General features: G+C 65.1%; 15 protein-coding genes. 6 read left to right on the top strand and 9 right to left on the bottom strand.

Features of this window, described 5'->3' with window-relative positions; translation table 11 throughout:
• Positions 1 to 130: 130 nt before the first annotated feature.
• Both ACFE77_RS09460 and ACFE77_RS09455 read right to left on the bottom strand, forming a co-directional pair.
• Positions 131 to 1,111: a family 43 glycosylhydrolase gene (locus ACFE77_RS09460; RefSeq protein WP_375421404.1), complete on the bottom strand. Its 981-nt coding sequence runs from the start codon at positions 1,109 to 1,111 to the stop codon at positions 131 to 133.
• Positions 1,112 to 1,127: 16 nt separating this feature from the next.
• Positions 1,128 to 3,938, bottom strand: coding sequence for a TonB-dependent receptor (locus ACFE77_RS09455; RefSeq protein WP_375421389.1), 2,811 nt, complete (start codon positions 3,936 to 3,938; stop codon positions 1,128 to 1,130).
• 311 nt (positions 3,939 to 4,249) lie between these two features.
• Here ACFE77_RS09455 and ACFE77_RS09450 point away from each other — a divergent pair, with 311 nt between their 5' ends.
• The 4 genes from ACFE77_RS09450 to ACFE77_RS09435 all read left to right on the top strand — a co-directional run bounded on the left by ACFE77_RS09450 (position 4,250) and on the right by ACFE77_RS09435 (position 10,001).
• Positions 4,250 to 5,398, top strand: coding sequence for an aldose epimerase family protein (locus tag ACFE77_RS09450; RefSeq protein ID WP_375421388.1), 1,149 nt, complete (start codon positions 4,250 to 4,252; stop codon positions 5,396 to 5,398).
• Positions 5,399 to 5,400: 2 nt separating this feature from the next.
• Positions 5,401 to 6,564: a 1,4-beta-xylanase gene (locus tag ACFE77_RS09445; protein WP_375421387.1), complete on the top strand. Its 1,164-nt coding sequence runs from the start codon at positions 5,401 to 5,403 to the stop codon at positions 6,562 to 6,564.
• Between the two features lie 126 nt (positions 6,565 to 6,690).
• Positions 6,691 to 7,425: a FadR/GntR family transcriptional regulator gene (locus ACFE77_RS09440; protein ID WP_375421386.1), complete on the top strand. Its 735-nt coding sequence runs from the start codon at positions 6,691 to 6,693 to the stop codon at positions 7,423 to 7,425.
• 164 nt (positions 7,426 to 7,589) lie between these two features.
• On the top strand, positions 7,590 to 10,001 hold the full coding sequence (locus ACFE77_RS09435; protein ID WP_375421385.1) for a hypothetical protein: 2,412 nt from the start codon (positions 7,590 to 7,592) through the stop codon (positions 9,999 to 10,001).
• A 138-nt stretch (positions 10,002 to 10,139) separates the two neighbouring features.
• Here ACFE77_RS09435 and ACFE77_RS09430 read toward each other — a convergent pair whose 3' ends face one another.
• The 4 genes from ACFE77_RS09430 to ACFE77_RS09415 are packed head-to-tail and all read right to left on the bottom strand — an operon-like array spanning position 10,140 to position 18,457.
• Positions 10,140 to 12,215 carry a glycoside hydrolase family 97 protein gene (locus tag ACFE77_RS09430; RefSeq protein WP_375421384.1) on the bottom strand — a complete coding sequence of 692 codons (2,076 nt, stop codon included), beginning with the start codon at positions 12,213 to 12,215 and terminating at the stop codon, positions 10,140 to 10,142.
• A 2-nt stretch (positions 12,216 to 12,217) separates the two neighbouring features.
• Positions 12,218 to 13,843: an alpha-glucosidase gene (locus ACFE77_RS09425; RefSeq protein ID WP_375421383.1), complete on the bottom strand. Its 1,626-nt coding sequence runs from the start codon at positions 13,841 to 13,843 to the stop codon at positions 12,218 to 12,220.
• Positions 13,840 to 15,660, bottom strand: coding sequence for an alpha-amylase family glycosyl hydrolase (locus ACFE77_RS09420; RefSeq protein WP_375421382.1), 1,821 nt, complete (start codon positions 15,658 to 15,660; stop codon positions 13,840 to 13,842). The genes ACFE77_RS09425 and ACFE77_RS09420 overlap by 4 nt, the downstream gene beginning before the upstream one ends.
• Positions 15,661 to 15,670: 10 nt before the next feature.
• Positions 15,671 to 18,457: a TonB-dependent receptor gene (locus ACFE77_RS09415; protein ID WP_375421381.1), complete on the bottom strand. Its 2,787-nt coding sequence runs from the start codon at positions 18,455 to 18,457 to the stop codon at positions 15,671 to 15,673.
• 240 nt (positions 18,458 to 18,697) lie between these two features.
• Here ACFE77_RS09415 and ACFE77_RS09410 point away from each other — a divergent pair, with 240 nt between their 5' ends.
• Positions 18,698 to 19,735 (top strand): LacI family DNA-binding transcriptional regulator, encoded by a 1,038-nt coding sequence (locus ACFE77_RS09410; RefSeq protein ID WP_375421380.1) that lies wholly within the window; start codon positions 18,698 to 18,700, stop codon positions 19,733 to 19,735.
• On the top strand, positions 19,732 to 21,213 hold the full coding sequence (locus ACFE77_RS09405) for an MFS transporter (RefSeq protein ID WP_375421379.1): 1,482 nt from the start codon (positions 19,732 to 19,734) through the stop codon (positions 21,211 to 21,213). Before ACFE77_RS09410 ends, ACFE77_RS09405 begins: the two co-directional genes overlap by 4 nt.
• A gap of 85 nt (positions 21,214 to 21,298) precedes the next feature.
• On the opposite strand, the gene ACFE77_RS09400 is transcribed toward ACFE77_RS09405, so the two are convergent.
• The 3 genes from ACFE77_RS09400 to ACFE77_RS09390 form a co-directional block, all read right to left on the bottom strand.
• A complete protein-coding gene (locus ACFE77_RS09400) occupies positions 21,299 to 22,519 on the bottom strand; it encodes a hypothetical protein (protein WP_375421378.1) in 1,221 nt (406 codons plus the stop codon).
• Between the two features lie 335 nt (positions 22,520 to 22,854).
• Entirely contained in the window at positions 22,855 to 24,363 is a 1,509-nt protein-coding gene (locus ACFE77_RS09395) for a tryptophan halogenase family protein (RefSeq protein ID WP_375421377.1), read from the bottom strand.
• Between the two features lie 9 nt (positions 24,364 to 24,372).
• Positions 24,373 to 24,911: cupin-like domain-containing protein (locus ACFE77_RS09390; protein ID WP_375421376.1), on the bottom strand; the 539-nt coding region annotated here is incomplete at its 5' end.

Here is a 24,911-nt window from a genome sequence, read left to right as displayed (position 1 = left end):
TTTGGTGAGGCCGTAGCGATAGCAGTAAGGCGACCGTTCTCGACCCACGACGGCCGACTGGATAGTCAACGCCGTCTTGCGAAGGATGTTCGCTAGGACGGACCACAGCGGGACGGAAGCCGACGGTCCATCAATGTCGCGTGGCGCGGATCGGCAGCGTCGGTGCGTCGGCGTCGTCCGACATCTTGATCGGCAGGATGGTCCCGTCCGCGGCATAGCGAACCCGCTCGATCGCCACCTGCCGCTCGCCCTTCAGCGGGGCGTCCGCGGGCGACGACTCCCAGCGGTGATAGACGATCAGCCAGTCGCCCGCGGGATCCTGCACGAAGCTGTGGTGGCCCGGCCCCTGATGCCGCGCATCGCTGGTCAGGATCGCGCCACGGTAGGTCCACGGCCCGGTCGGCGAGGGCGCGGTGGCGTAGTGCGACGAATAGTCCGGCCCGTTCCAGCGACCGTGACTATAGGAAAGGTAATATAGGCCGCCGCGTTCGTGCATGAACGCGCCTTCGGTGAACATCGGCGGCTGATCGACCTTCACCTCGCGCGCGATGCCGACCATGTCGGGGTTCAGTTCCCATACCCGGAGGGTCGCGCCGGCGCTGCCGCCGGCATAGAGATAGGTCTTGCCTGATCGCGGATCGACGAAGACCATCGGATCGATCGCCTCGAAGCCGTTACCCCCGGTGATCAACGGGCGGCCGCTATCGCGATACGGTCCTTGCGGTCGATCGGCGACTGCGACGCCGATCCGGCTTGGCGTCGGGTTCTGTGGTCCGACCGAGTAGTAAAGATACCATTTGCCATTCCGTCGGGCGACGCCCGGCGCCCACAGGAAGTGATCGCGCGCGCCGTCGTCGTCGATCCAGCGGATGTTGTCACGCTGCAACAGAACGCCGCGACTGCGCCATGTCTTCAAGTCGCGCGACGAGAAGGCGCCGAACCGGTCGGCCGCCCAGGTGCCGCCCGGCCCGCCGGTCGGGAATACCCATAGCTCGTCGCCGATCAGCAGCGCGTGCGGATCGGCACCCTGGAATTCGGGATTGCCCGCCACCGCCGTGCTGGCGAGCGCGATCCCGAGCAATGCTGCGACAAGCGCCCCCGACAATCTCATCCTCCGCATCGGCCGCTCAGAACCGGAACCGGACGCCGAGCGAATAGGCGCGCTCAATGTAGAGGATCTGACGCGTGTATGAGTCGCCGTTGTCATACTGGCGATAGCGTTGGAGCGGATTGCCGAGAAGATTTATGATGTCGAAGGCAACCGTGATGTTGGGCACGGGCGTAACAGTCAACGACGCGTCAAGTTGCCCCCGGCCGCGTTCGATGACCGGATGCGCGATCGGATCGAGCGGCTGGAACGTGTACGCCGGATCGAAAGTCACGAACTTGGATCGATAATTATAGGCAAGACGGCCCGAGAAGGTTGGTCGTTCGTAAAGGGCGATGACGTTGTATGCCCATTTCGACACGCCGCGGAAGGGCTGCTGTTCGTTGTTGAAGGTCGCCGCCTGGTCCGGCGGCAGATCGCCCTTTGCGTCGATGTAGGTGCCGTTGGCTTGGACGCCGAACCCCTTCGCCCAATCCGGCAGGCCGTCGATGTCGAGGAAGCTGGTGAACGAAACCTCGGCGCCGTCCAATCGAGTGTTGCCGAGGTTGAGCGGCCGGTTGATCGTCAGACCCCCGGTGGAACGGTCCGCGACCGTCGACAGGAAACCCTGGGCATCATGACGGAACAACGCTGCGGTCAGCGAGCCCGTCCTCGAAAAGTAGTATTCCAAGCTGATATCGTAATTGTTCGACGTCAGTGCCCGCAGGTCGGGATTGCCTGCAGATCCACCGCGCCGACGCCGTTCGATACACTGCGGAGTCGTGCTGGCCGGATCGAAACAGGGATCGCTCGGATCGACGATCACCACCGGCTGGCCGAGCGAGAGATTGGGCCGCAGATCGAAGAAGTTCGGACGGGTCCGGGTCTGGGTGTAGGCGAGCCGCAGTTGCAGCTTGTCGCTGAACGCCACCCGCGCGCTGGCGTTCGGCAGATAGTCGGTGATGTCGCTCGTCGCATTGACCACCGGGTTCGAGACGACGCCGCCGGCGTCCTCGATCCGTGAGAAGCCGTTGATACGCAGCTTCGTCTTGATCGCGCGCAGCCCGGCAAGTCCGTCGACGACGACGCTGCCGAGGTCGAAGCCGTACTTCACCTGCGCATAGGCCGCGTAGGACTTCTCGTTGGCGCGGAACGTGTCTGGTGGGTTGAATGCCACCGTTCCGGTGGGCGTTCCGAAGAAGCTGCGTAGCGCCGGCAGATTGTCGCGGATGCTGTTGCGAGTCAGTGCCGCATAGGAAACGTTGGGCTGGACGGTGTCGAACGCGAAGCCCGGCCGAGCGGTACGGATGTCGGCGCCTGGCAATGACGACAGCGGAACGCGCAGCCCTTCGTTGTTGAAGTAGGAATTGCCGAAATCGCGGGCGGCATCGCGGTCGGCGTAACGCACGCCGAGTTGCACCCGCTTGAGGAAGCCGCCGTCGAAATCATATTGCACGTCGGCACGCGTTTGCAGATCCTTCCCGCTGACCACGAGCAACTCTTGGTAGAGCCCGCGGCTGAGGTAGTTAGCCGGGTTGGTGATGTCGAAATCGACGAAGGACTGCGTCGGGCCGCCGTCGTTCCCAGCCTCGAACTGCACGTTGCGGACGGGCGAACTTGCGAAGAGATAGTCGACGTTGACCAGGTTCGCGGTGTATTTGCTGTCGGTGTAGGCGACGTCGGCCGAGATCTGCAGCCGATCCCTCGTCCAGATCGCGCCACCACCGCCCTGATAGGTGTCGGTCTTGCCATTGAACGAGCCCGTATAGCCGTCCGGACGGAATGCGTTGGTGACGGTGGCGCTGGCGATCTGATTAGTGCCGTCGATTGTCGTTACGTTCGACAACACCGCCCCGCCGAAGATCGGAACGAACAGGAAGCGGTTGTAATCCTTGGACCGGAAGCCCTGGTAGAGCCCGTCCGCGTAGATTTCGAGCTCGGGGGTGGGCTTCCACTGGAACGCAGCGTTGGCTGATGGCCGATAGCGATTGCCGTAGCCAAGGAAGATGCCCTGCGCATCGGGGTAGCGCAATCCGGCAGCGGCGCCGGGCGCGGTGGTCGCATCGGTGCTTGCGATCACCAGCGATTGTTCGCGGGTGGAATCGAGGAAGTTGATGCCGACGTACGAGACGTTCAACAACAAGCCCATCTCGCCGATGCCGGTGTCCCACCGGTCGCTGACGAGCAGATTGCCATTCGGCACGATGTTCTTCGATTGCTGCGACAACACGCCGTTCAGCGAACCGGACAGTTCGAAGCCGTTGAAATCAAACGGTTTGCGCCCGCGGACGTTGACCGTGCCCGCGATGCCGCCCTCGATCTGATTCGCGGTGCCGGACTTGTAGACTTCGAGTGCGGCGACCGTGCCCGCCGGAAAGTCTTGGATCTGAACGTAGCGACCTTCCGCAGTGAAGATCTGGCGGCCGTTATAGGTGGTGGTCAGGTCGGGAAGGCCGCGCACCGTCACCCCTGCTGCTTCGCCACCGCCGCGCGTGACGGTCACCCCGGGCACGCGTTGCAAGGCAGACGAGGCGAAGGTGTCGGGGAGTTTGCCGATATCCTGCGCGACCACCGCGTCGACGATGCCGTCCGATGTGCGCTTGATCGCCTGCGCGGATTCGAGGCTGCGACGGAGACCGGTAACGATGATGTCACCACCAGCCTCGGCGGGAGTTTCCTGCACCGAAGGCTCTGCCGTCGCGGGGTTCGCGCTCTGGTCGGAGGCGGTCTCGGGTTTGGGGAGGTCCTGTGCCTGACCCGCTGCCGGCGCGGTCGTCTGCGCGAACGCCGGGGCGCCAGCGGCAAGTGCCAGCGTCGCCGCCGACGCGTTCAACATGGCCCGAATGTTCATGGTCTCTCCCCTAAATCGTCCATCGGTATTCCGATTGCGAACCGTGCTAAAACGAACCATACGCAACAATCAACACGCATTTGTAAGATTTATGGACAGATCAACTTAGGTTGGTAAATGGATGCACCTTAACCCGTCGGCGATAGGCTTTCGCGCCGGCAACGGGGTGCGCGGGATAACGGAAACCGGCAAAAGCCGGTGCCGAGTGGGAGATCGGATGTCGACGACGTCGCAAACGCCGGACCTGCGCCGCTACGTCGTGCGATGCCGCCGCCCCGGTCGGGCCGCAGATGATCGGAAAGGGAGAGTAGATGTCACGTACGTTGATGATGGCGACCGCGCTTGCCGCTAGCGGCTGGGCATTGACTGGCGCCGATCCTGCCTTTGCCGCGCAGGCCAAACGCGCGACGTTCGGCCGCATGCCAGACGGCCGCGCCGTGCCCTCTGTGACGCTGACCAACGGTCGCGGGATTTCGGCGACCGTGATCGCGCTCGGCGCGTCGCTCCAGGCGCTGACCATGCCGGACAAGGCGGGCAAGCGCGCCGACGTGCAGATCGGCTACGACACGATCGACGGATATCTGACCAAGCCGGAATTCTTCGGTGCCACCGTCGGCCGGGTCGCCAACCGCATCGCCAATGGCCGCTTCACCTTCGACGGACGCGTGTACACGGTGCCGGTCAACAACGGCCCCAACTCGCTGCACGGCGGCACGAAGGGCTTCGACAAGGTGCTGTGGGACGTCACCGAGGTGAAGAACGGGCCCGCAGCCTCGGTGACGCTGCGTTACGTCAGCCCAGACGGCGATATGGGCTATCCAGGTACGCTCACCACCTATGCGACCTATTCGCTCGACGAACAGAACCAGCTGACGATCGACTATCGTGCCACCACCGATCGATCGACCGTCGTCAACATCTCCAACCATGCCTATTGGAACTTGGCCGGCGTCGGATCGCCGCGCGGCGCGATGGGGCATGTCGTGACGATCCCCGCTGCGCGCTACACTCCGACCGATGCGACATCGATCCCGACCGGACGTCACGCCAGCGTCGCAGGCACGGTGTTCGATTTCCGCAAGCCGACCGCGATCGGCGACCGGGTACGCGACGCGCGCGATCCGCAGATCGCCTATGGCCGCGGCTATGATCATAATTGGTTGATCGGCGACGCGGTCACCTCGACCCAGCACATGATGGCGCGCGTGGTCGAGCCGGTGTCGGGCCGCGGGTTCGAGCTATGGTCGAACCAGCCCGGGCTGCAATTCTATTCGGGCAATTTCTTCGACGGCACGATCGTCGGCAAGGGCCGCCACATTTACCGGATGGGCGATGCGATCGTCATGGAGCCGCAGCTATTCCCCGATGCACCCAACCAGCCGCGCTTCCCCTCGCTGCGGCTCGATCCCGGCCAGACCTATCGTAACACGATGGTCTACAAGCTGTTCACGGAGCGCTGACGATGAAGACCCTCTACTACGCCTTGCTTGCCGCGACCGCGTTCGCCGCCAGCCCCGCCGATGCTCGCTCGCGGTGGACCGAGGCGCAGGCAACGCGCTGGTACGATCGCCAGCCCTGGCTGGTAGGTTCGAACTTCGCGCCCGCCACCGCGATCAATCAGCTCGAGATGTGGCAGGCCGCGACCTGGGACCCGAAGCGGATCGACTATGAGCTCGGCCTGGCGCAGGGCATCGGCATGAACACGATGCGCGTGTTCCTCCACGATCAGCTCTGGCAGCAGGATCCGGAAGGGTTCAAGCGCCGCATCGGCGAGTTCCTCACGATCGCGCAGGCGCACGGCATCAAGCCGCTTTTCGTGCTGTTCGACAGCTGCTGGGATCCCGATCCAAAGCTCGGACCTCAGCATCCGCCGATTCCGGGCGTCCACAATTCGGGTTGGGTCCAAAGCCCGGGCCTGCCCGGCCTCCGCGATCGGTCGCGCTACCCGGGGTACAAGGCCTATGTGCAGGGCGTGATCGGCGCCTTCGCCAACGATGATCGCGTGCTCGGCTGGGATGTTTGGAACGAGCCCGATAATGGCGCCGATCAGTATAAGGGTCAGGAGGGCAAGGAGCCGCTGGTCCGCGCTCTGCTAGCCCAGGTGTTCGACTGGGCGCGCGACGCGGACCCATCGCAGCCGCTGACCTCGGGCGTTTGGATCGGCGACGATTGGGCCCCGGGCGGCAAGAGCTCGCCGATGGAGAAGCTCCAGCTCGGCCAGTCCGACGTCATCACCTTCCACGATTACAGCTGGCCGGAGATCTTCGAGCGCCGCGTCAAGCAATTGCTGCCCTACAAGCGTCCGTTGATCTGTACCGAGTATATGGCGCGCGGGAATGGGTCGACGTTCGACGGATCGCTGCCGATCGCCAAGCGCTACAATATCGGCATGATGAACTGGGGCTTCGTCGACGGTCGAACGCAAACACGACTGCCCTGGGACAGCTGGCAGAAGCCGTATGTCATGGCCGAACCGACCATCTGGTTCCACGAAGTGTTCCGCAACGACGGCACGCCGTACCGGGAAGCGGAGACCAGCTTGATCCGGCGTTTGAGCGCAGCCCCGAAAGGGGTCGTACCGTCTATCGAAGGCGCGCCTGTTTTGCAGCGGGCCAAGCGCAAGTAAGTCGCGCCTGCCATGCGCCGGTCTACATCAACGATCAGGATCTTCGACGTTGGTCGATCAGACTAGTTTTGCGAGACCTTGCGAAGGTGCCAGTCATGCGAGATGGATCAAGGAGCGTTCATCTTAATGAATGAAGGATCTGACGTGGAAGATCGGCTCGTCCGTGGCGAGCTTGGGCGTAATCTAACATTCGGGCTTCAAGAGGTTTTGGGTCGGGCGATCGTCGTGGGTGATTACCGCGATCGGCCGTTCCCTACCGAGGCGGACATCGTCAAACAGCATGGCGTCAGTCGATCGGTAACGCGCGAGGCAGTCAAGATGCTCGGCGCGAAGGGCCTGCTGAGTGCAAGACCGAAGCAGGGTACTTTCGTGCGGCCGCAGGAAGCCTGGAACTTGTTCGACACGGATGTGCTGCGCTGGCTGCTCGAACGCAAATCCTCGCTGACCCTTCTTCGCCGGTTCAGCGAACTCCGTATCGCGGTTGAGCCGGCGGCGTGTGCGCTGGCGGCCCACAGCGCGACGCCCGAGCAGAAGGCTGCGATCACCGCGGGGCTCGAGCGCATGCGCGCCGCGGACTGCGGCAAGGATGACACGTTGGACGCCGACATCGCCTTTCACATGGCGATCTTGCGGGCATCGAATAATCCGTTCTTCTCGCAATTCCGCGATGTCGTTGCGACCGCACTTCAAACCTCGATCCGCTTCACCAACAGGCTCGCGGGGCGATCGGCAAGTCTGGGCGATCACGCGGAGGTGCACGACGCAATCCTCAGCGGTGATGATCGTGCTGCGCGCGAGGCAATGGGTTCGCTGATTGCGAAGGTACTTAAGCTGATCGAGCAATCACAGGGCAAGATCTAGACGGGGATCCGAATCGATACGCTCGACGCGTCTATCGAATTGGAGAAGCGGTTCGCTTGCACCAAATTCATTGTCGGACTCTTCGATGAACCGAGTACACTCAGGTGACGGGTCGTGCTTCGGCCAGGCTGGAGCCAACTGCTTGGACGATGTATGAGGCTGCCATGCGGCGTTCCTTGTTCCTCATACTCGTTAGTGTGGCGAGTGTGTCTTCTCCTGCACGTGCGCAACAGAACACCTTCGACCTGGCCGGCCCGACGATCGCGCTCAGCGTCACCAGGGGCGGATCGACCTTGCCGATCGCCCGGGTTCCGAGCCTGCAGTCAGGCGACCGGCTAGCGGCACAGGCCGATCTGCCTGTCGAAAAGTCCGCGCGCTACCTGCTCGTCATCGGCTTTCTTCGGGGCGCCGTTACGCCGCCACCCAAGAAGTGGTTCTTCCAAGCGAAGACATGGCAGCGCAGCAAGAAGCCGTTTATCGTCACAATACCTGAAGGGGCGGAACAGGCGATCGCACTGCTCGTCCCCAAGGCGGGTGGTGGGTTCGACGCGGTGGTGGACGCCGTGCGCGAACGCCCTGGCGCTTTCGTGCGCGCGTCGCAGGATTTGCATCAGGCGTCACTCGATCGCGCCCGGCTCGAGGCGTTCGTGGCGGGTATCGCGCGAATAGAGGAACACGAGCCTGAACGCCTTGACCGCGCATCGCCTGTGCTCGCCAACGCGCTCGCGATCCGACTTAATCCCGAATGCTTGAGCCGCCAGCGAGCGCTTCGAGCCGCCTGCCTCACGCAAAACCACGAGAGCTTGGTTCTGCAGACGTCGACCAACAGCCCGACCGTTGGCGACCGGCTGATCGGCGCGCCGACCGACGTTGCTTATCGCATCGCGTCTACGCGAGAAGGCGGCGCCGGCTTCTACAGTCCGTATATCGGACTCGCGCGTGATTTGGTGCGGCTGTTCGGCGCCTTTCGCTCCACACCGTATCAGTATCTACCGGCGCTTGCCGTCGGAAAGGACGATGCGTTGCAGCTGCGGCTCAACACGCCGCCGTCGTTCGCCGCGCCGCGCTCGGTCCTGGTGACCGCGCTTCCCTCGGTTGGGGCGGCACCGCGCCCCACCTGGCGTGTGGGCGGTAAGGGTGGCGTATGCCTCGCGCGGCCCGGGTTTGTGCTTCCGGTGGAGAACGCACCGCTTCTCTACGCCACCGGCTATGCGAGCGATCTCTCCCTGCGGGTGAAGCTCGCCGACGGACGCATCCTGAACCTGCCGGTCGCCGCAAATGCCGAGCGTGGCGGGCTGGTTTTGGACGAGACGAAAACAGCCGCGGCCGGAGGAGCGATCGTGAGCGCTTCGCTGCGGGGTCGTTGGGGCTTCGACCAAGTCGACGAGCCGCTGATCATCGCGGGCAGGACAGGGGCTGCTGATTGGGGGCCGCGGCCGACCGCGGCCGTCGTCGTCGGGCGCGATCACCCACTCGTGCTCAGGGGCGGCGCCTCGGCCTGCGTGGACGGCTTGGTGCTGCAGTCCGGTAGCGGTGAGCAGAGGCCGCTGGAGTGGAAAGCCACCGGCCCGGACGAGATCACGGTTACCCTGCCACTCACGCGGGTCCGCCCCGGCCCGCTCACGCTGCTGGTGAATCAGGCCGGCATCGGATCGGTAGCGGTGAAGCTCACCGCGCAAAGCGAGCCGAGCCGCCTCGATGCTCTCACGCTTCATGCCGGCGATACGGATGCCGTCCTGACGGGAGCACGGCTGGATCAGGTAGCGGAGGTCCAGATCGGAACTGCGCGATTCACACCCGGCGAACTCATCCGCGGGGGAAAGGGCGATCAGCTTGCGCTGTCCAGCGGCGAGATGCGGGCGAGTGTCGCGCCTGGAAACTCAGGTGAAGGTGTTGTCCGTCTGCGGGATGGACGGACCGAGAAGGTCCAGATGCGCGTCGTGCCGCCACGTCCGGCCGTCGCGTTGATCAGCCGCAACGTGGAGGCGCGGTCCCAGCCGGGCGGCTTCGTGTTCCGATTGCCTGAAGGGACGATGCAGCCCGAGGAGATGCTCACCTTCTCGTTCCGCACGACGACTGGTCCGCTACAACCCGAAGATGTGATCGAGATCGGTACGGCGGACGGCAGTGCCCGGGCGAAACTGTCGCTCGCCTCGGCCGATCTGCAGCGGGTCGCCGGGGATGTCGCCATCGCCACCATCCGCCCGACCGCAGCGCTGGGCACGTCGGCGGCGGGGCCGTTGCGCTTTCGCCTGTTGCGCAAGGAAGTGGCTGGCGATTGGATTCCGCTGGTGGAGGTCGTGCGCTTGCCGGAGCTGGGCGAGGTTTCTTGTTCGACAGCCGGATCGCAATGCAGTCTGACAGGCCGTCGCTTGTTCCTGATCGCATCGATCGCAGACTCGGCCGATTTCGCCGATCCCGTGACCGTACCCGTCGGCTTCATCGGGAGCAGCGTCAGCATTCCGCGGCCGCGGGGACCCCAGCTATACCTTCGGCTTCGTGACGCGCCGACCGCGCTCGTGCAAGTCGAGCCGATCGTCCGGGATCAAAACGCCGTTGCTGCACCCGTCCGCTGAGCCGGAGAAGAGCCAGTAGCTCTTTCTCACGGTGTCATAGCTTCAACGCGAGCTTCTCCCGCTGGCCGGCGTTTCGCGGAAGTGCACCGATGTGAGCGATTTGCATTTTGGAGGACGCGTGCACGCTGGCGCTGAACGCTACCGCGCCTTCAGGCGAATCGCTTGGCCGCCACCCGGCGCGAGCGCCAAGGTGAGGCGATCGCCCTTGCGCACCTTTTTGGACTCGAACGCGATCGAATGGCGGGCGGCGGTCTTGTAGTCTGCGCCCGGGCCGTCGCGGTAGATCTGCGCGGTGTAGCTTTTGCCGGCGTCAAGGAAGTCGAGCGTGACGGTCAGCGCCCGCGGGTTTTCGTCGGTGACGCTGCCGATGTACCAGTCGTCGGACCGGCGGTCGCGGCGTGCGAAGGTGACGTAATCGCCAACCTCGCCGTTCAGCACGCGGGTGTCGGACCAGTCGGTCGGCACATCGCGGATGAACTGGAAGGCCTGCGAGTATTTGGCGTAATTTTCGGGCGTGTCCGCGGCCATGACGACCGGCGAATAGAGCACGACGTAAAGGGCGAGCTGCTTGGCGATGGTCGACAGGATATCGCTATCGTCGCTGCCCTTCAGGCTCAACACGCCGGGGGTGAAGTCCATCGGCCCTTCGAGCATCCGCGTGAAGGCGAGGTTGGCTTCGTGCTCGGGCGGGTTCTTTCCTGCCCAGCTATTATATTCCATGCCGCGCGAGCCCTCGCGGGCTACCCAGTTCGGATAAGTGCGGCGCAGGCCGGTGTCTTTAACCGGTTCGTGGCTGTCGATCGCAACGCGATATTTCGCAGCGGTCGTGACCACGCGCGTATAGTGGTTCACCATCCACTGGCCCTCGTGCCATTCCCGCCTGGCGGTGCCGTCGGGATCAACGCGTTCGATCTGCCCGGCGTCGGTGACGTAGCCGGTCTTGACGGCGGGAATGCCGTGATCGCGCGCATAGCCAAAGGCGCGGTCGAGCTGGGCGTCGTAGTGGCTCGCCGATCCGCCGGTCTCGTTATGGCCGATCAGGTAGACGCCCTTCGACTTCGCGTAGCGGGCGAGTTCGGTGGCATCGAAATCGGGCGTCGGCGTGTCGAACCGCATCGCGTTGCCGTTGCCGAACCAGTCGCCGTCCCAGCCGACGTTCCAGCCCTCGACGAGCACGCCCGGGATCTTGTTGGCGCTCGCGAAGTCGATGTAGGTCTTGACGCGGGCGGTGGTGGCGCCGTGCTGCGGTCCGGTCGCCCAGCTCCACTTGCCCGTGATCATGTTCCACCACACGCCGACGAACTTGCCCGGCTTTACCCAGCTGACGTCGCCGAGCCGATTGGGTTCGTTGAGGTTTAGTTCGAGGTGGCTCATGTAGAGACCGGGCGCGTCGTCGGCCAGGATCAGGGTACGCCACGGCGTGGTGAACGCGCCGGTCCGCGTCACTTTGGGTGCGCCGGCGCCGGGAGTGAGGACCGCCTTCAGCGTGTTGCCCTCGACCTTGGCGACGTTCATGCCCGCATAGTCGACCAGCGCTGCCTCATGCAGCGCGACGTGGGTGCCGCTCGCCAGCTTGAGCGTGATCGGGGTCGCGGCAGTGCCGACGCCGGTCAGCGGCGTACGATTGTAGAGATATTCCTCACGGTTCCATTCGAACGCCGGCTTCCACCACGCGGTGGCGTCGGTCGCGAAGGCGAACTGCGTCAGCTCTTCGGCGATGTTGACAGTCTTGAAGCCGGGTTGCTCGGGAAATTCGTAGCGGAAGCCGATGCCGTCGTCCTGCAGGCGGAACACGACATCGACCATCCGCTTCAGCCCGTCGGTCTCGGCCAGCCGAACTCGCATCTCGGTGTGATTGTCGCGGATCGTCTTCCATTCGCCCCAGGGCTGGGTCCAGGTCGCATCGGCCTTGTCGCGGGTGACGCGCTCGATCCTCAGGTGGCGATCGAACTTCGGCGCGTCCGTGAAGAGGAAGCCGAGCCGAGAAGGGCTGACGATCAACTCGCCCTTGCGGCTGACGCTGTAGCTTGCATGCCCCTCGGCATCGGTCGCGACGGTGACGGTGATGCTGCCATCGGGCGAGGTGGCGATCGCGCTCGGGATCGCGCTCGGCAGTTGCGGCTTGATCGTCTCGTTGGTGGTCGAAACGGGCTGGTCCTGCGCGGCGGCGGGCACCGCGATCAACGCGGTGGAGAGCAGCAGAAGGGTCTTCATGATCAGGCGATCCTTTCAGCGACTAGGGCTGCATAGCCGGCGAAGGTCCAGCCGCCGGGATGGTTGACGCCGTCGCGCAACCGCCAGCGTTCAGGGTGGGCCGGCTGCCATTCCACCGGTCGGGGACCCATATTGAAGATGCAGAGCATCGTCTGGTCCGCAGCACGGCGTTCGAAAACGAGCAGGCTAGGTCCGACTTCCACGAGCGTCAGATCGCCGATCGCGAGCGCGGGGTTCGCCTTGCGCAAAGCGAGCAGGCGCCGCGTGAGGTGGAGTAGCGAGCCGGGTTCGCGTTCCTGACGGTCGACCGCGAGCGCGGCATGGTCGGGGCCGACGGGCAGCCACGGGACCGCGTCGGTGAAGCCGACTTCGGGCATATCCGATCGCCATGGCATCGGCGTCCGCGCGCCGTCACGCGACAGGGTCAGCGGCCAGTTGGCGATCGCCTCCGGGTCGCGGAGCAGGTCGAACCGCACGTCGACCTGGGTGAGGCCGAGTTCCTCGCCAAAATAGAGGAAGATGTTGCCGCGCAGGCAGACCAGCAGCAGCATCTTCATCCGCGCGAAGGCGTCCCGGTGTGCGGCATCGACCCAGCGCGAGACTGCGCGGGGCGCGTCGTGGTTCTCGAACGCCCAGCTCGGCCAACCGGTGTCGGCATCGGCCGGCCACAGCGTGATCGCGTCGGCGACCGTCCGCGGCTCGAGCGACTGTGCGTAGAGAAAATCGAAGCCATAGGCGCTGTTCAGTCGCGCATCGCCGCAGGTGAACAGCTTCATCTCGCGATCGCTCTCCGCGCCGCCGACCTCGGCGACGGTGAAGCGATCGCCATAGGTGTCGATCAGCCGACGCAGCCGTTCGAGGAAGCCGGGAATGTCGGCATGGCTCTGATTGTGAACGTGGCGCTGATAGTCGAACGGCCGCGTCTTGACGCTGTTGTCGGCGAGCGGCGGATTGTCGGTCAGCGCCGGGTCGTGCATCGCGAAGTTGATGGCATCCAACCGGAAGCCGTCGACCTGCCGGTCTAGCCAGAACCGCGCGGTGTCGAGCAGTTCTTCCTGCACCTCGGCATTGTGGACGTGGAGCTGGGGCTGCTCCTTCAGGAAATTGTGCAGGTAATATTGGCGACGGCGCGCGTCCCACGTCCAGGCCGGGCCGCCGAACACCGACTGCCAGTTGGACGGCGGGCTGCCATCGGGCTTGGGATCTGCCCAGACATACCAGTCCGCCTTCGGGTTGGTACGCGACGAACGACTCTCGACGAACCAGGGATGCTCGTCCGAGGTATGGCTGTAGACCTGGTCGATGATCACCTTCAGCCCCAGCGCGTGCGCACGGGCGATCAGCGCATCGAAGTCCCCAAGCGTGCCGAAGATCGGATCGACGTCGCGGTAATCGGCGACGTCATAGCCGAAATCGCGCATCGGCGACGTGAAGAAGGGCGACAGCCACACCGCATCGACGCCGATGCTCGCGACGTAATCCAAATGTCTGGTGATGCCGGGCAAGTCGCCGATGCCGTCGCCGTTGGTGTCGGCGAAGCTGCGCGGGTAGATCTGGTAGATCGATGCGCCCTTCCACCACGGCGAATTGGCCGCCGGGTCGGGGCAGCGCGCAGCGTCAGGCATCATTTCGTCTCCGCGGCGCACACGGCATAACCGAACGGCGGCAACGTGATCGATGCGCTGCCGGGCGCGGCGACGCGCGCCGGGCAGTCGCCGGCGAGCGCGACGAAGCCCGGCGTGGCGGTCTCGACCTGCACCGCCTGGGTGACGGCCGCGTTGCTGGTGTTGAAGGCGAGCAGGATCTCGCGGCCCGTGACCGGATCGAAGCGCGACACGGCGAACAGCCCCGGCGCCGGCCCGCGCGCGCGGACCGATGTACGGCCACGCGTGAGCGCAGGGTTTGTGCGCCGAACCGCGGACAGCCTTGCGATCTCGCGGTAGAGCGGGTGCGATGGGTCGAAATTGGCGGAGGCGGTGGTCGCCTTCGTCCCGACAAGCACATTGTCGTTGTAGACCGCGACCTTGGACGCGAACATGTCCTCGCGCGCGTCCTGATCCTCGCCATCGCCAGCGAAGCCCTGTTCATCACCAGAGTAGATCGTCGGCACGCCCCGCAGCGTCAGCAGCATCGCGTGAGCGAGCTTCACGCGCGCCAGCACCTCGGCATCATCGGCGCCAGGGTTCAGGCGGCGGACGTCGCGTGCGAAGCGGCCCTGGTCGTGGTTGCCGAGGAAGGTCGGCAGCGTCATCGCGGTCGCCTCGCCACCGTCGTACAGCACGTCGCCGTCGAGCAGTGCCGCGAGTTCGCTTGTGCCCTTGTTGCCGGCAACGACATCGGTGACACCCCAGCGGAACGCGAAGTCGAGCACCGCGGGGAGCCGATCGCGCCGGGTGAACTGCGCGAGATAACCCGGGTCCATCGTCCCGCCAGCGACTTCGCCGAAGATGTGGAAATTAGGGATGTCGTTCGCCTTCGCGCGCGCGACCATCGCGGGTACGAACGCCTGCCAGAACGCGGGATCGACGTGGCGCGCGGTATCGATGCGGAAGCCATCGACCTTGAAGCGATCGATCCAAGAACCGAAGATGTCGATCATGCCCGCGATCACGCGCGGGCTCTCTGTCATCAAATCGTCGAGCCCCGAGAAATCGCCTAGCGTCGAGCTCTCGTCGGCGAAGGTCGAATCGCCGCGATTGTGATAGTAGATCGGGTCGTTGAGCCAGGCCGGGACCTTCACCGACTTCTCGGCGGCGGGAACATAGGGCGTGTAGGCGTAGGTGGGGTCGGTCAGCGCCGCGAAATTGGCTGCGGTCGCCAACGCGTCGCCTGCGAAGGCTGCGTTGATCGCTTTGCCGGCAACGCCGCCCTTCCGCTGATACGGGTAGGCAGCGCGATCGCGGTACGGGCAGGGGGTGCCCTCGGCGCATTCGCGATAGTGGATCACGTCGGCGGTGTGGTTGATGATGATGTCCATGTAGACTTTCATCCCGCGCGCATGCGCCGCGGCGACCAGAGCGGTCATGTCGTCGTTGCTGCCGAGATGCGGATCGACCTGGGTGAAGTCGGTGATCCAATAGCCGTGGTAGCCCGCCGACTCCTGCCCCTTCGCGCCCTGCACCGGCTTGTTCCTGAACACCGGCCCGAGCCAGATCGCGGTGGCGCCGAGCGACTGGATATAGCCGAGCCGCTTGATCAGTCCCTTCAGGTCGCCACCATGGTAGAAGCCCTTGGCGGAAGGGTCGAACCCGGTCGCGAGGCGATCCCCGGTCAGCCCGCCGCGATCGTTCGCCGTATCGCCATTCTCGAACCGGTCGGGCAGGACGAAGTAGATCACCTCGTCCTGCGGCAACCGCGCGCGATAGTCGGTTTTCGGGGCAGGCGGCTGGGCCGCTGCGGGGGAGAGTACCAGCAGACCAGCCAGTACCGCGGCGAACTTGATCATCGACTTGCCCCTAGAACCGGAAGCTGGCGCCCAGGTAGAATTGCCGGCCGAAATACTGAAGCGTGCCGGTCTGCGCGGACTGGCCGAAATAGGACCTGGTCGGTTCGTCGGTGAAGTTGTTGGCCTGTGCCAGCAGCGTCATCCCCGACAGGGCGCTTCCTTCGGGAAATTCGTAGCTCATCTGCGCGTCGAACACGGTTTCGGCGGCGTTGGTGACGATCTGCTCGCTAAGCCCGAATTGCGGCGCCACGAACTTGGAGCGGTAGCGCATCGACACACGGGTCGAGAAACCGCTCTTCTCGTAGAAGATCGTCGGGTTCGACACGACCTTCGACAGGCCGGGCAGCGTCAGCGACAGCGTGTTGCCGCTGATCGCATTGGTGATGCTAACGTCGGACTGATTGTACGAGATGTTGAGCACCGCACCCAGCCCGTCGAGCGGGGCCGGAAGGAAGTCGAAGGTCTTGGTCAGCGCAGCTTCGAAGCCGTAGACGTAGCCGCCCTTGCCATTGACCGGCGCCGACAGATTGCCCGTCGTCACCACGCTGTTGAAGCCGGTGCCCGCGAGCGGCGGGGTGGTGATGCCGTTCGCCGCGAAATCATAGTTGGGGATGATCCCGCCGATCACGAAGCTCCGGATATCCTTGTAGAAGGCGCCAAGCACGAGCGAGCCGCTGCTGCCGAAATAATGTTCGTAGGTCGCGTCGAACTGGTTGGCGCGGAACGGCTGAAGGGTCGGATTGCCGCCCGATCCGTCGAGCCGGGCGACACCGCCGCCGATCCCGACCAGGTTGGTGGTGATCGAATTGCGGAAATCGAAGAAGCGCGGGCGCGAGATCTGGCGCGACAGCGACAGGCGGGCCTGGTCCTGTTCGCTGAGGCTCAGGATGAAGTTCGCCTGGGGCAGCCAGTCGGTGTAGGTCGCGCCGCGCGAATTGTCGTAGCGGCCGCCATTGCCGTCCGCGATCGTCGAGGACGACCTCTGGTCGGTATGGATCACGCGCAGGCCGATATTGCCCTTGAACGGCAGCGATCCGGCGATCGTGTCGAAGTTTAGCTGGCCGTAGCCGGCATAGGTCTTTTCGTCGATCGTGAAGCTCTGATCGCGGGTGAAGGCCTGCGACTGGTCGACGACGCGGTCGGTGCCGAGCTGCTGGTCGAAGATGCTGCCGATGTCGGCGACCAGGAAGTCGGGATAGGAGCCGAACTTGCCCTTGAACCCGGCGATCTGCGAGTTGGCGCCGGTGAGCGTCACCGGGGTCGCGAAGCTGAAGCTGTTGAAGCTCGTGATCGTGCGCTCGGCACGGCGATTGCCGTAACGACCGCCGACCTCGATCGACTTCAGGAACGATCCGTCGACCTTGTAGAGCGCACTGCCCGCAAAGGCATAGAGCCGGTCGGTGTCGCGTTGCGGCACGATGTAGAAGCCCTCGAACGTGTTTGCGGCGGGATCGGTATAGTTGGCGCTCGTCGCAAACGATCCGACGTTCAGCGCGTCGAGCTTGTAGGTGAGCGTTGGCGGGTTGGTGGTGGTGTTGCCGTTATCGTCGAGCCCTGAATTGTTGAAGAAGCTCGACGCGCGGGAATAGGAGCCGTCGGCGGTCAGGGTCAGTTGGCCGATGTCCTTCTGGACGTTGCCGCCGAAGGTGTAGAGCTTGTCGAGCCGGTTCTCGTCCTGCTGGACGGTGCGGGTGCGAATGCCGGAGGTGGTGCCGCCGACGATCGTGTTGCCGACGATGGTCGGGTCGGTGAGCGCCGCGCTCGACGATTGGAGGTTCTCGACCCGGATGCCGCGGCGATAGACGTCGGACTTGAACTGCGAGTAATAGCCGTCGACCAGGATGCGCAGCGTGTCGGTGGGTTCGTACTGGATGCTGCCGAGCACGCCGTCGCGGGTCTCGTTGCCGCCCGCCTGGACCGTCTCGAACCCGTAGCCGATCGCGTCGGTGCGCCCGTTGCCGTCGAGATCGAGCGCTGCGGGGCTGCCGTTCTGCCCGGTCGCGGTATAATCATAACCGACGAAGCGGGTCGCGACATTGGCCTGCTTGAGGCGCGCATAGCCGACCGCGAGGCCGAGCGTGTCGTCGAGCAGCTTGGTCTGGATCGATGCGCTGGCGCGATAGCCGAATTCACTGGCGTCGGGGTTCTGGCCGGCCCGGTCGTTGTAGACGCCGCGGACGTTGACGCTGACCAGCGTCTTGCCGGGGATGGTCAATGGGCGCGCGGTGGACAGTTCGACCTTGCCCGCGACGCCGCCTTCGATCTGCGATGCCTTGGGGCTTTTGTAGACCGCGGCCTGGTTGACGAGTTCGGACGGGTATTGATCGAATTCGATGACGCGGTTGCCCGACGTGGCGACCTGTTCGCGCCCGTTGAGCGTCGCCGACACGAGGTCCTGGCTCAACCCGCGGATGTTGATCGCCGAGGCCTGGCCGCCGGTCCGCTGCGACGTGACGCCGGGCAAGCGGGCGAGCGACTCTGCGATAGACACGTCGGGGAGGCGGCCGATGTCCTCGGCGGAGACGACCTCCGCGACGACATCGAGGTTGCGCTTGACGGCGATCGCGGAGCGCAGGCTGGCGCGGAAGCCGGTGACGACGATATCGCCCTCGGCGGGGGGCTGATCGGCGGCCGCATCCTGTACGGTCTGGTCGGTGGCGGGGATCGTCGTCGTCGCATCGGGCGCGCTCTGCGCATCGGCGGTGTTCGCGAACAGCAATGCAACACCGAGTGCAGTGCCGCTGACGCCAATCTTGAGCAGTCCGCGCGTGGCGAACATCGAATTAACGTCGGTCATCTTTCAGTCTCCCCTGTAGACCGCCCGGCGTCTTGTTGCGCCGTGAGCGGATTGAATTGCGAAACCCTAGTGCGATTACTGCGCCGCAAAGCCAATCGATCCGCATACGTATTCAGCGGATCACAACCGCGCTCGTGACGTCGTCATCGCTTATGGGTGCGATATTGACGGGGTCGCGTTGGCGGCCCACGCATCGGGAAAACACCGTCGCGCGATCGGCGGGAGCCCGGGGGATGGATCGTGACTGCCCAGCATAGACCAACGTCGTTCGACATCGCGCAGCTCGCCGGCGTGTCGCAACCGACGGTGTCACGGGCGTTGCGGGGCAGCCCGACCGTAAGCCTGGCGACGCGCCAGCGGATCGAGGCGATCGCGCGCCAATTAAACTATGCGGTCGATCGCAGCGCATCCAACTTGCGCAGCGGCACCACCAAGACAATCGCGCTGCTGCTGTTTCGCGATCCCAACCCCGACGACACGGTCGTCAACCCGTTCTTCCTCGGCATGCTGGGGTCAATGATGTCCGCCTGCGCCAAGCATGGATACGACCTGCTCGTCTCGTTCCAGCAATTCTCGTCCGACTGGCATACCGATTACGAGGACAGCCACCGCGCCGACGGGCTGATCCTGCTCGGCTATGGCGACTATGCCGACTATCGCGCACGTCTGGAGCAGCTGGTGGCGCAGGGGACGCACTTCATCCGCTGGGGATCGGTGCAGCCGGGCCAGCCGGGGCTGACGATCGGCTGCGACAACGTCGCAGGTGGCACGGCGGCGACCCGCCACCTGATCGAGCGCGGACGGCGGCGCATCGCCTTCTTAGGTGACGCTACCGATCATTATCCCGAGTTCCACGATCGCTACCGCGGCTATGCGGATGCGCTGGCGGCAAATGGCCTGGCGCCCGACCCACGGCTCCAGATCGATACGATCTCGACCGAGGAGGACGCGATGCGGGCGGCGACGGCGCTGGTGGCGCGCGGTGTAGCCTTTGATGGCATCGTCGCCGCGAGCGACTTGATCGCGCTGGCGGCTATGCGGGTGTTGGCAGAGGCGGGCGTCGCGGTGCCGAGCGAGGTCGCGATCGTCGGCTTCGACGACATCCCCGCAGCCGGACTCGCCAACCCGCCGCTGACGACGATCGCGCAGGACAGCGGGCTTGCGGGCCGGCAGTTGGTCGAAACGTTGCTCGCGCGGATCGGCGACCGCGAGGTCGCCAGCATCGTGTTGCCGACGCAGCTGATCGTCCGCCGTTCGTCGGGTGACGTCCAGTCATGACCATCGACAAGCCGCACCAGGGCTTCTGGGGCCTGTGGAATATCTCGTTCGGGTTCTTCGGGATCCAGATCGGCTTCGCGCTGCAGAATGCGAACGTCAGTCGGATCTTCCAGTCGCTCGGCACCGCGGTCGACGATCTCGCCTTTTTGTGGATCGCGGCGCCGCTGACCGGGCTGCTCGTCCAGCCGGTGATCGGCCATTACAGCGACCGGACCTGGGGGAGGCTGGGGCGCCGGCGGCCGTATTTTCTTGCCGGCGCGATCCTCGCGACGATCGCGCTGATCGCGATGCCGAACGCGCGGGTGCTGTGGGTCGCGGCGGTACTGCTGTGGATGCTCGACGGGTCGCTCAACATCGCGATGGAGCCGTTCCGCGCGTTCGTCGGCGACATGCTCGACCGGTCGCAGCGGACCGCGGGCTATGCATTCCAGACCGGCTTCATCGGCGCGGGCGCGGTGGTCGGCAGCCTGGCGCCGATCATCCTCACCGACGTCTTCCACGTCGCCAATAGCGCGCCGGGCGGCGGCGTGCCGCCTTCGGTGCTCTACGGCTTCTACATCGGCGCGCTGGCGCTGTTCGTTGCAGTGGCCTGGACGGTGATCACCACGCGCGAATATTCGCCGGCGCAAATGGCCGCGTTCACCGACGTGGAAGCGGAGGTGATCCACGCACCACGCGCTGGCGCGACCGCCCGGCTCGCGCCGGTATGGATCGCGCTGGGCGCCGCGATCGTCGCGGCGGTTTCGCGTTTCGAGCTCGACAAGCCAGTGTATCTGCTCGGCGCGGGGCTGATCGCGTTCGGCGGTGCGCTACTGGTCAGCGCCGCGCTGGTGCGGTCTGGGCGCGGCGGCAACGTGCTCAGCCAGATCGTCGGCGATCTGGCGGCGATGCCCGAGACGATGCGGCGGCTGGCGCTGGTCCAGGTATTTACCTGGTCGGCGCTGTTCATCATGTGGATCTACACGACCCCGATCGTCACCAGCCGCGTGTTCGGCGCACCCGATCCGGCGAGCGCCGGCTATAACGAGGGGGCCAATTGGGTCGGCGTACTGTTCGCGGTGTACAACGGCGTCGCGACGCTCTGGGCGTTCGTGCTGCCTGGGCTTGCCGCGCGGATCGGGCGGCGGAACACGCATGTCGTCGGGCTGCTGTGCGGCGCAGCGGGGTTCGCGTCCTTTCTCGTGGTTCGCGATCCGCATGTCCTGATCGCGTCGATGGTGCTGGTCGGCATCGCGTGGTCGTCGATCCTGACGATGCCTTATGCCATCCTCGCGGGCGCGCTGCCGCAGGACAAGCTCGGCGTGTATATGGGATTGTTCAACGTCTTCATCGTGCTGCCGCAGCTCGTCGTCTCCTCGATCATGGGCGAGGTGGTGCGACGGTTCTTCCCGGGTGAACCGGTGTGGACGATGGGTATAGCCGCAGCGGTGATGACGTTGGCCGCGGCCATGATGCTGCGGGTCGAGCGGCGGGCGTGATCCGGTGGAGTGATACGACCGCGTATGGGTCGAAGCTCTGGGTCTGACGAATACCGGAGCTACGTGGCTCGTGATGGGTGGCGAATCAGCGATCGGTCCGGGTGGCTGGATCATCCGTTAGTAGGCGCCAACCGCTCGGCAGATAATCGACCGACATGTAGAAGTAGAAGGCGCAGCTGCCGTCCGACCGGTAGCTGCCGCCTTTGACGATCCCGAAGGCCGTCGTACCTAGGAAAACCGGGCTTCCGCTGTCTCCGCCCTTGCAGACCGGGCCTGCGACCGTCGTCCAGGTCGGCAGGCAGGCACCGCCACACAAATCTCCTGCCGGCGCGAAGTCGGTGAGCTCGACCTGTGAGCAGCTATAGCCCGTGCGCTCGCCGCGGTGACAGACGATATCGCCTGCTCTCGTCCCGGCCCGGCCGCGGTCGCCGGTCACCGGACGCCTGACGGTCTTGGCTGTGTCGGCGAGGAACACCGGTCCCAGTGGAGCCGCGCTGGCATGGAGCTGCACGTCCTGATTGCCCCAACCCCATTGGCCGACGAAGTCGAGCACCTGCTCGCGCCCGCCACTATCGTAAGCACTGAGCGTGTCGGGACAATGTGCCGCGGTCGTCAACGCCGTGCGAACGTCGTCCGTGACGACAAAGCCGGCGGTGCACATGTACCGGCGCGGATCGCCAGGGAGGCTACCGACCATGCGCGTTCCGCCTTCGATGCTGCTCATATTCACGGCGGGCAGATCGACGGCCCGCACGCGAACAGGAACATGGGTCAGCGAACTGAGCCGATCCTGAAGAGACGCTAACCCCTCACGTTCGACGTCCTTGCTCGAGACGGTGACGACGAGATCCCCCGTTCGTTGGTCGATGCCCAACCCCGGAGGTCGAAGTAGCTTGGCTCGCATCGCCGGTTGGTGGGCGGAGACTGCCTGCACGAGTTCGGCGTGGCTGGCGCGTGCGCCGACGTGGAAGGTTACCGCCACCTGTTCGCCATCGATATCGATCAGCTCATCGGCGACAGGTGCATCGCCGGTAAGAAGCACGGTCACTCGGAAGCCGGGCTTATGATCGACCGAGACCCCGACGAAGCGTGCGGCAAACCGTCTGGCGATGCCGTCGGTGGCGCCGACACTGGCCTCTTGTAGACGGAGCTGGCGTAGCGCTTCATCCGCCGAGATGCCGAGCATGTCGGCGACCGCAGTGGCGTCCTGCCTGACGGCTGCACCGGCTGTTTGAAGTGGCGCTACGGCACCATCTGGCGCTGGTGCCGTCTGTGCCATTGCCGACACGTCGATGATCAGCGCCATGACAGCGCCGAGCCGGGCCAAAGGAGAAAGTCTCACTCTGCGCCCGTACGATCAATTGGTAAGCGTTAGCTGAAGGGAGCCGCTGTCGAACGTGAACGGGGGTTCGGCGTTGGCGATCGTGGCCGCGTTCGGGTATGGTTTCCGTTCGAGTGGCTGCTCCGCCGTCGGATCAGCGTCCGTCTGAGGCGCTGTTGCTACGTTCGAGAAGTGAGAAATTGCCCGTACCGGTGCTCGACCTAGCGAGGCGAAGCTTCGATACCATGCCGGACCAGCGCGTTGGCGACGGTAGCGACCGCCCTTCGGTTCACTAGACAGCTAGCGTAGCGAGATCTGCCTCAGCGCATGCCGGCCGCGCTGGCACCGACCGCTGTCGCCAAGTGTCGGTCCAGAAACTGCTGGTGCGTCGGCATGCCCGCGACCGTATCCGCGATACTGCCGCGGATGCCGGCAAGCACGCTCGCAAGGCGCGCATCGCCCATGATGCTGCCGAGCCGGTGGTGATCGCGCGGCGTCAGGCGCTGGCCGAGCATCACCTGCACCCAGCTGGCGACGCGGAACAGGTCTTCGCCGCCCTGATAGGCCTGGGCACCCTCGGCGAACAGCGCGATGCGTTCGACCAGCGTGTCGGGGATCGGCCGCTCGCGTCGGTCGGCCCAGAAGGGTTCGGGGCGCTCGTTGAGATGATAGTGGAGGATGATGAAGTCGCGGACGCGCTCCAGTTCCGCCTGAGCCTGATCGTTGAAGCGCGCGACCGTGGCGGGTGCGATGCCGCCGAACGGGAACAGCTGCATCAGCCGCGTGACGCCCGTCATGATCAGGTGGATGCTGGTCGATTCGAGCGGCTCGACGAAGCCACTGGCGAGGCTGAGCGCGACGCAATTGCCCATCCAGACCTGACGCCGGCGACCGGTGCGGAAGCGGATCAGCCGCGGCTCGGTCAGCGGCTCGCCACCGATCGCGCCGAGCAGCCGTGCGCGCGCCTCGTCGTCGGAAAGATAATCGCTGGCATAGACGAGGCCGTTGCCGACGCGGTGCTGGAGCGGAATGCGCCAGCGCCAGCCGGCGTCGTGCGCGATCGCGCGCGTGTAGGGGTGGGCGGGGCCGGTCGCGGCGCTCTGCACCGCCAACGCGCTGTTGGTCGGCAACCAGTGCGACCAGTCTTCATACCCTGCGGCATATGTGCCCTCGATCAGAAGCCCGCGAAAGCCGGTGCAGTCGATGAACAGGTCGCCCTCGATGCGCTCACCCGAATCCAGCACCAGCGCGCTGATGAAGCCGCTCTCGCCGTCGCGGTCGATGCTGGCGATCCGGCCCTCGACGCGCGTCAGCCCGTCGGCCTCGCTGCGCGCGCGGAGGAAGCGGGCGTAGAGGCCGGCGTCGAGATGGTAGGCGTAGTTGATCTCGCCTTCGCTGGGGAGCGCGAACCGCTCCGCCTTGGCGGCCTGTAATTCCAGACAGTAATCTCCGATCTCGCTGCGATCGCCGGCTGCCTGGGCCGCGAGCCAGAAATGGTGGAAGTCGCCCATCCAGGTCGATCTGCCGATATCGCCGAACGAATGGATGTAGCGATCGCCGTCGCGTGCCCAATTCTCGAACGAGATGCCCAATTTGAACGTCGCCTGGGTGGCCCGCATGAACTCGCGCTCGTCGAGGCCGAGGATGGTATGGAAGGCGCGCATCGTCGGGATCGTCGCCTCGCCGACGCCGACCGTGCCGATCTCTTCCGACTCCACCAGCGTGATGTCGAGCAACTGCCCCAGCTGACGCGAGAGCGCGGCGGCGGCAAGCCAGCCCGCGGTGCCGCCGCCGGCGATGACCACTTTCCTGACGCGCTGCTCGGTCATGCCGGGTCCCTATCGATTGATGCGTTGAAGGATCTTGGCGCGCAGCCGCCGCGCCGACATCGTATCGAGCGGTGCGAGGTCGCCGCGTGCGTGTTCGGGCAGGTGTGCGCCCGCGCGATCGGCGGGGCCGAAGACATAATGATCGAACATCGCGCGCCATGCCTTTTTCTCGTGATCGGGCCGGTCGCGCAGGGATAGCAGGCCGTGCAGCAGCGTGTTCATCGGTGTGTCCATGAACCGCGGCACGGCGTTCCACCAGTAATTGATCATGACGTTGAAGGCATCCAGCGCCTCGACATTGTGCCACCACAAGGCCGGGTAAAGCAGCACGTCGCCGGGTTCGAGATCGGCGATCTCGGCCTGGTCCAGCGCTTCGGCGAAACCCGGGTAGCGGGCCAGATCGGGCGCCCGCAGGTCGACCATGCTCACCACTTGTCCGCCCGGCGTCGGCTCCAGCGGGCCCGGGTAGAGGTTGGCTACCTGATCGGGCGGAAACAGCGTGAACCGCCGCCGCCCGACGAGGCAGCAGGCCATGTTGTTCGACATGT

The sequence above is a fragment of the uncultured Sphingomonas sp. genome, from assembly GCF_964243315.1.
Taxonomy (GTDB): Bacteria; Pseudomonadota; Alphaproteobacteria; order Sphingomonadales; family Sphingomonadaceae; genus Sphingomonas.
The sequence above is the reverse complement of the archived record's forward strand: the minus strand, read 5'-3'. Positions and strand labels throughout refer to the sequence as shown.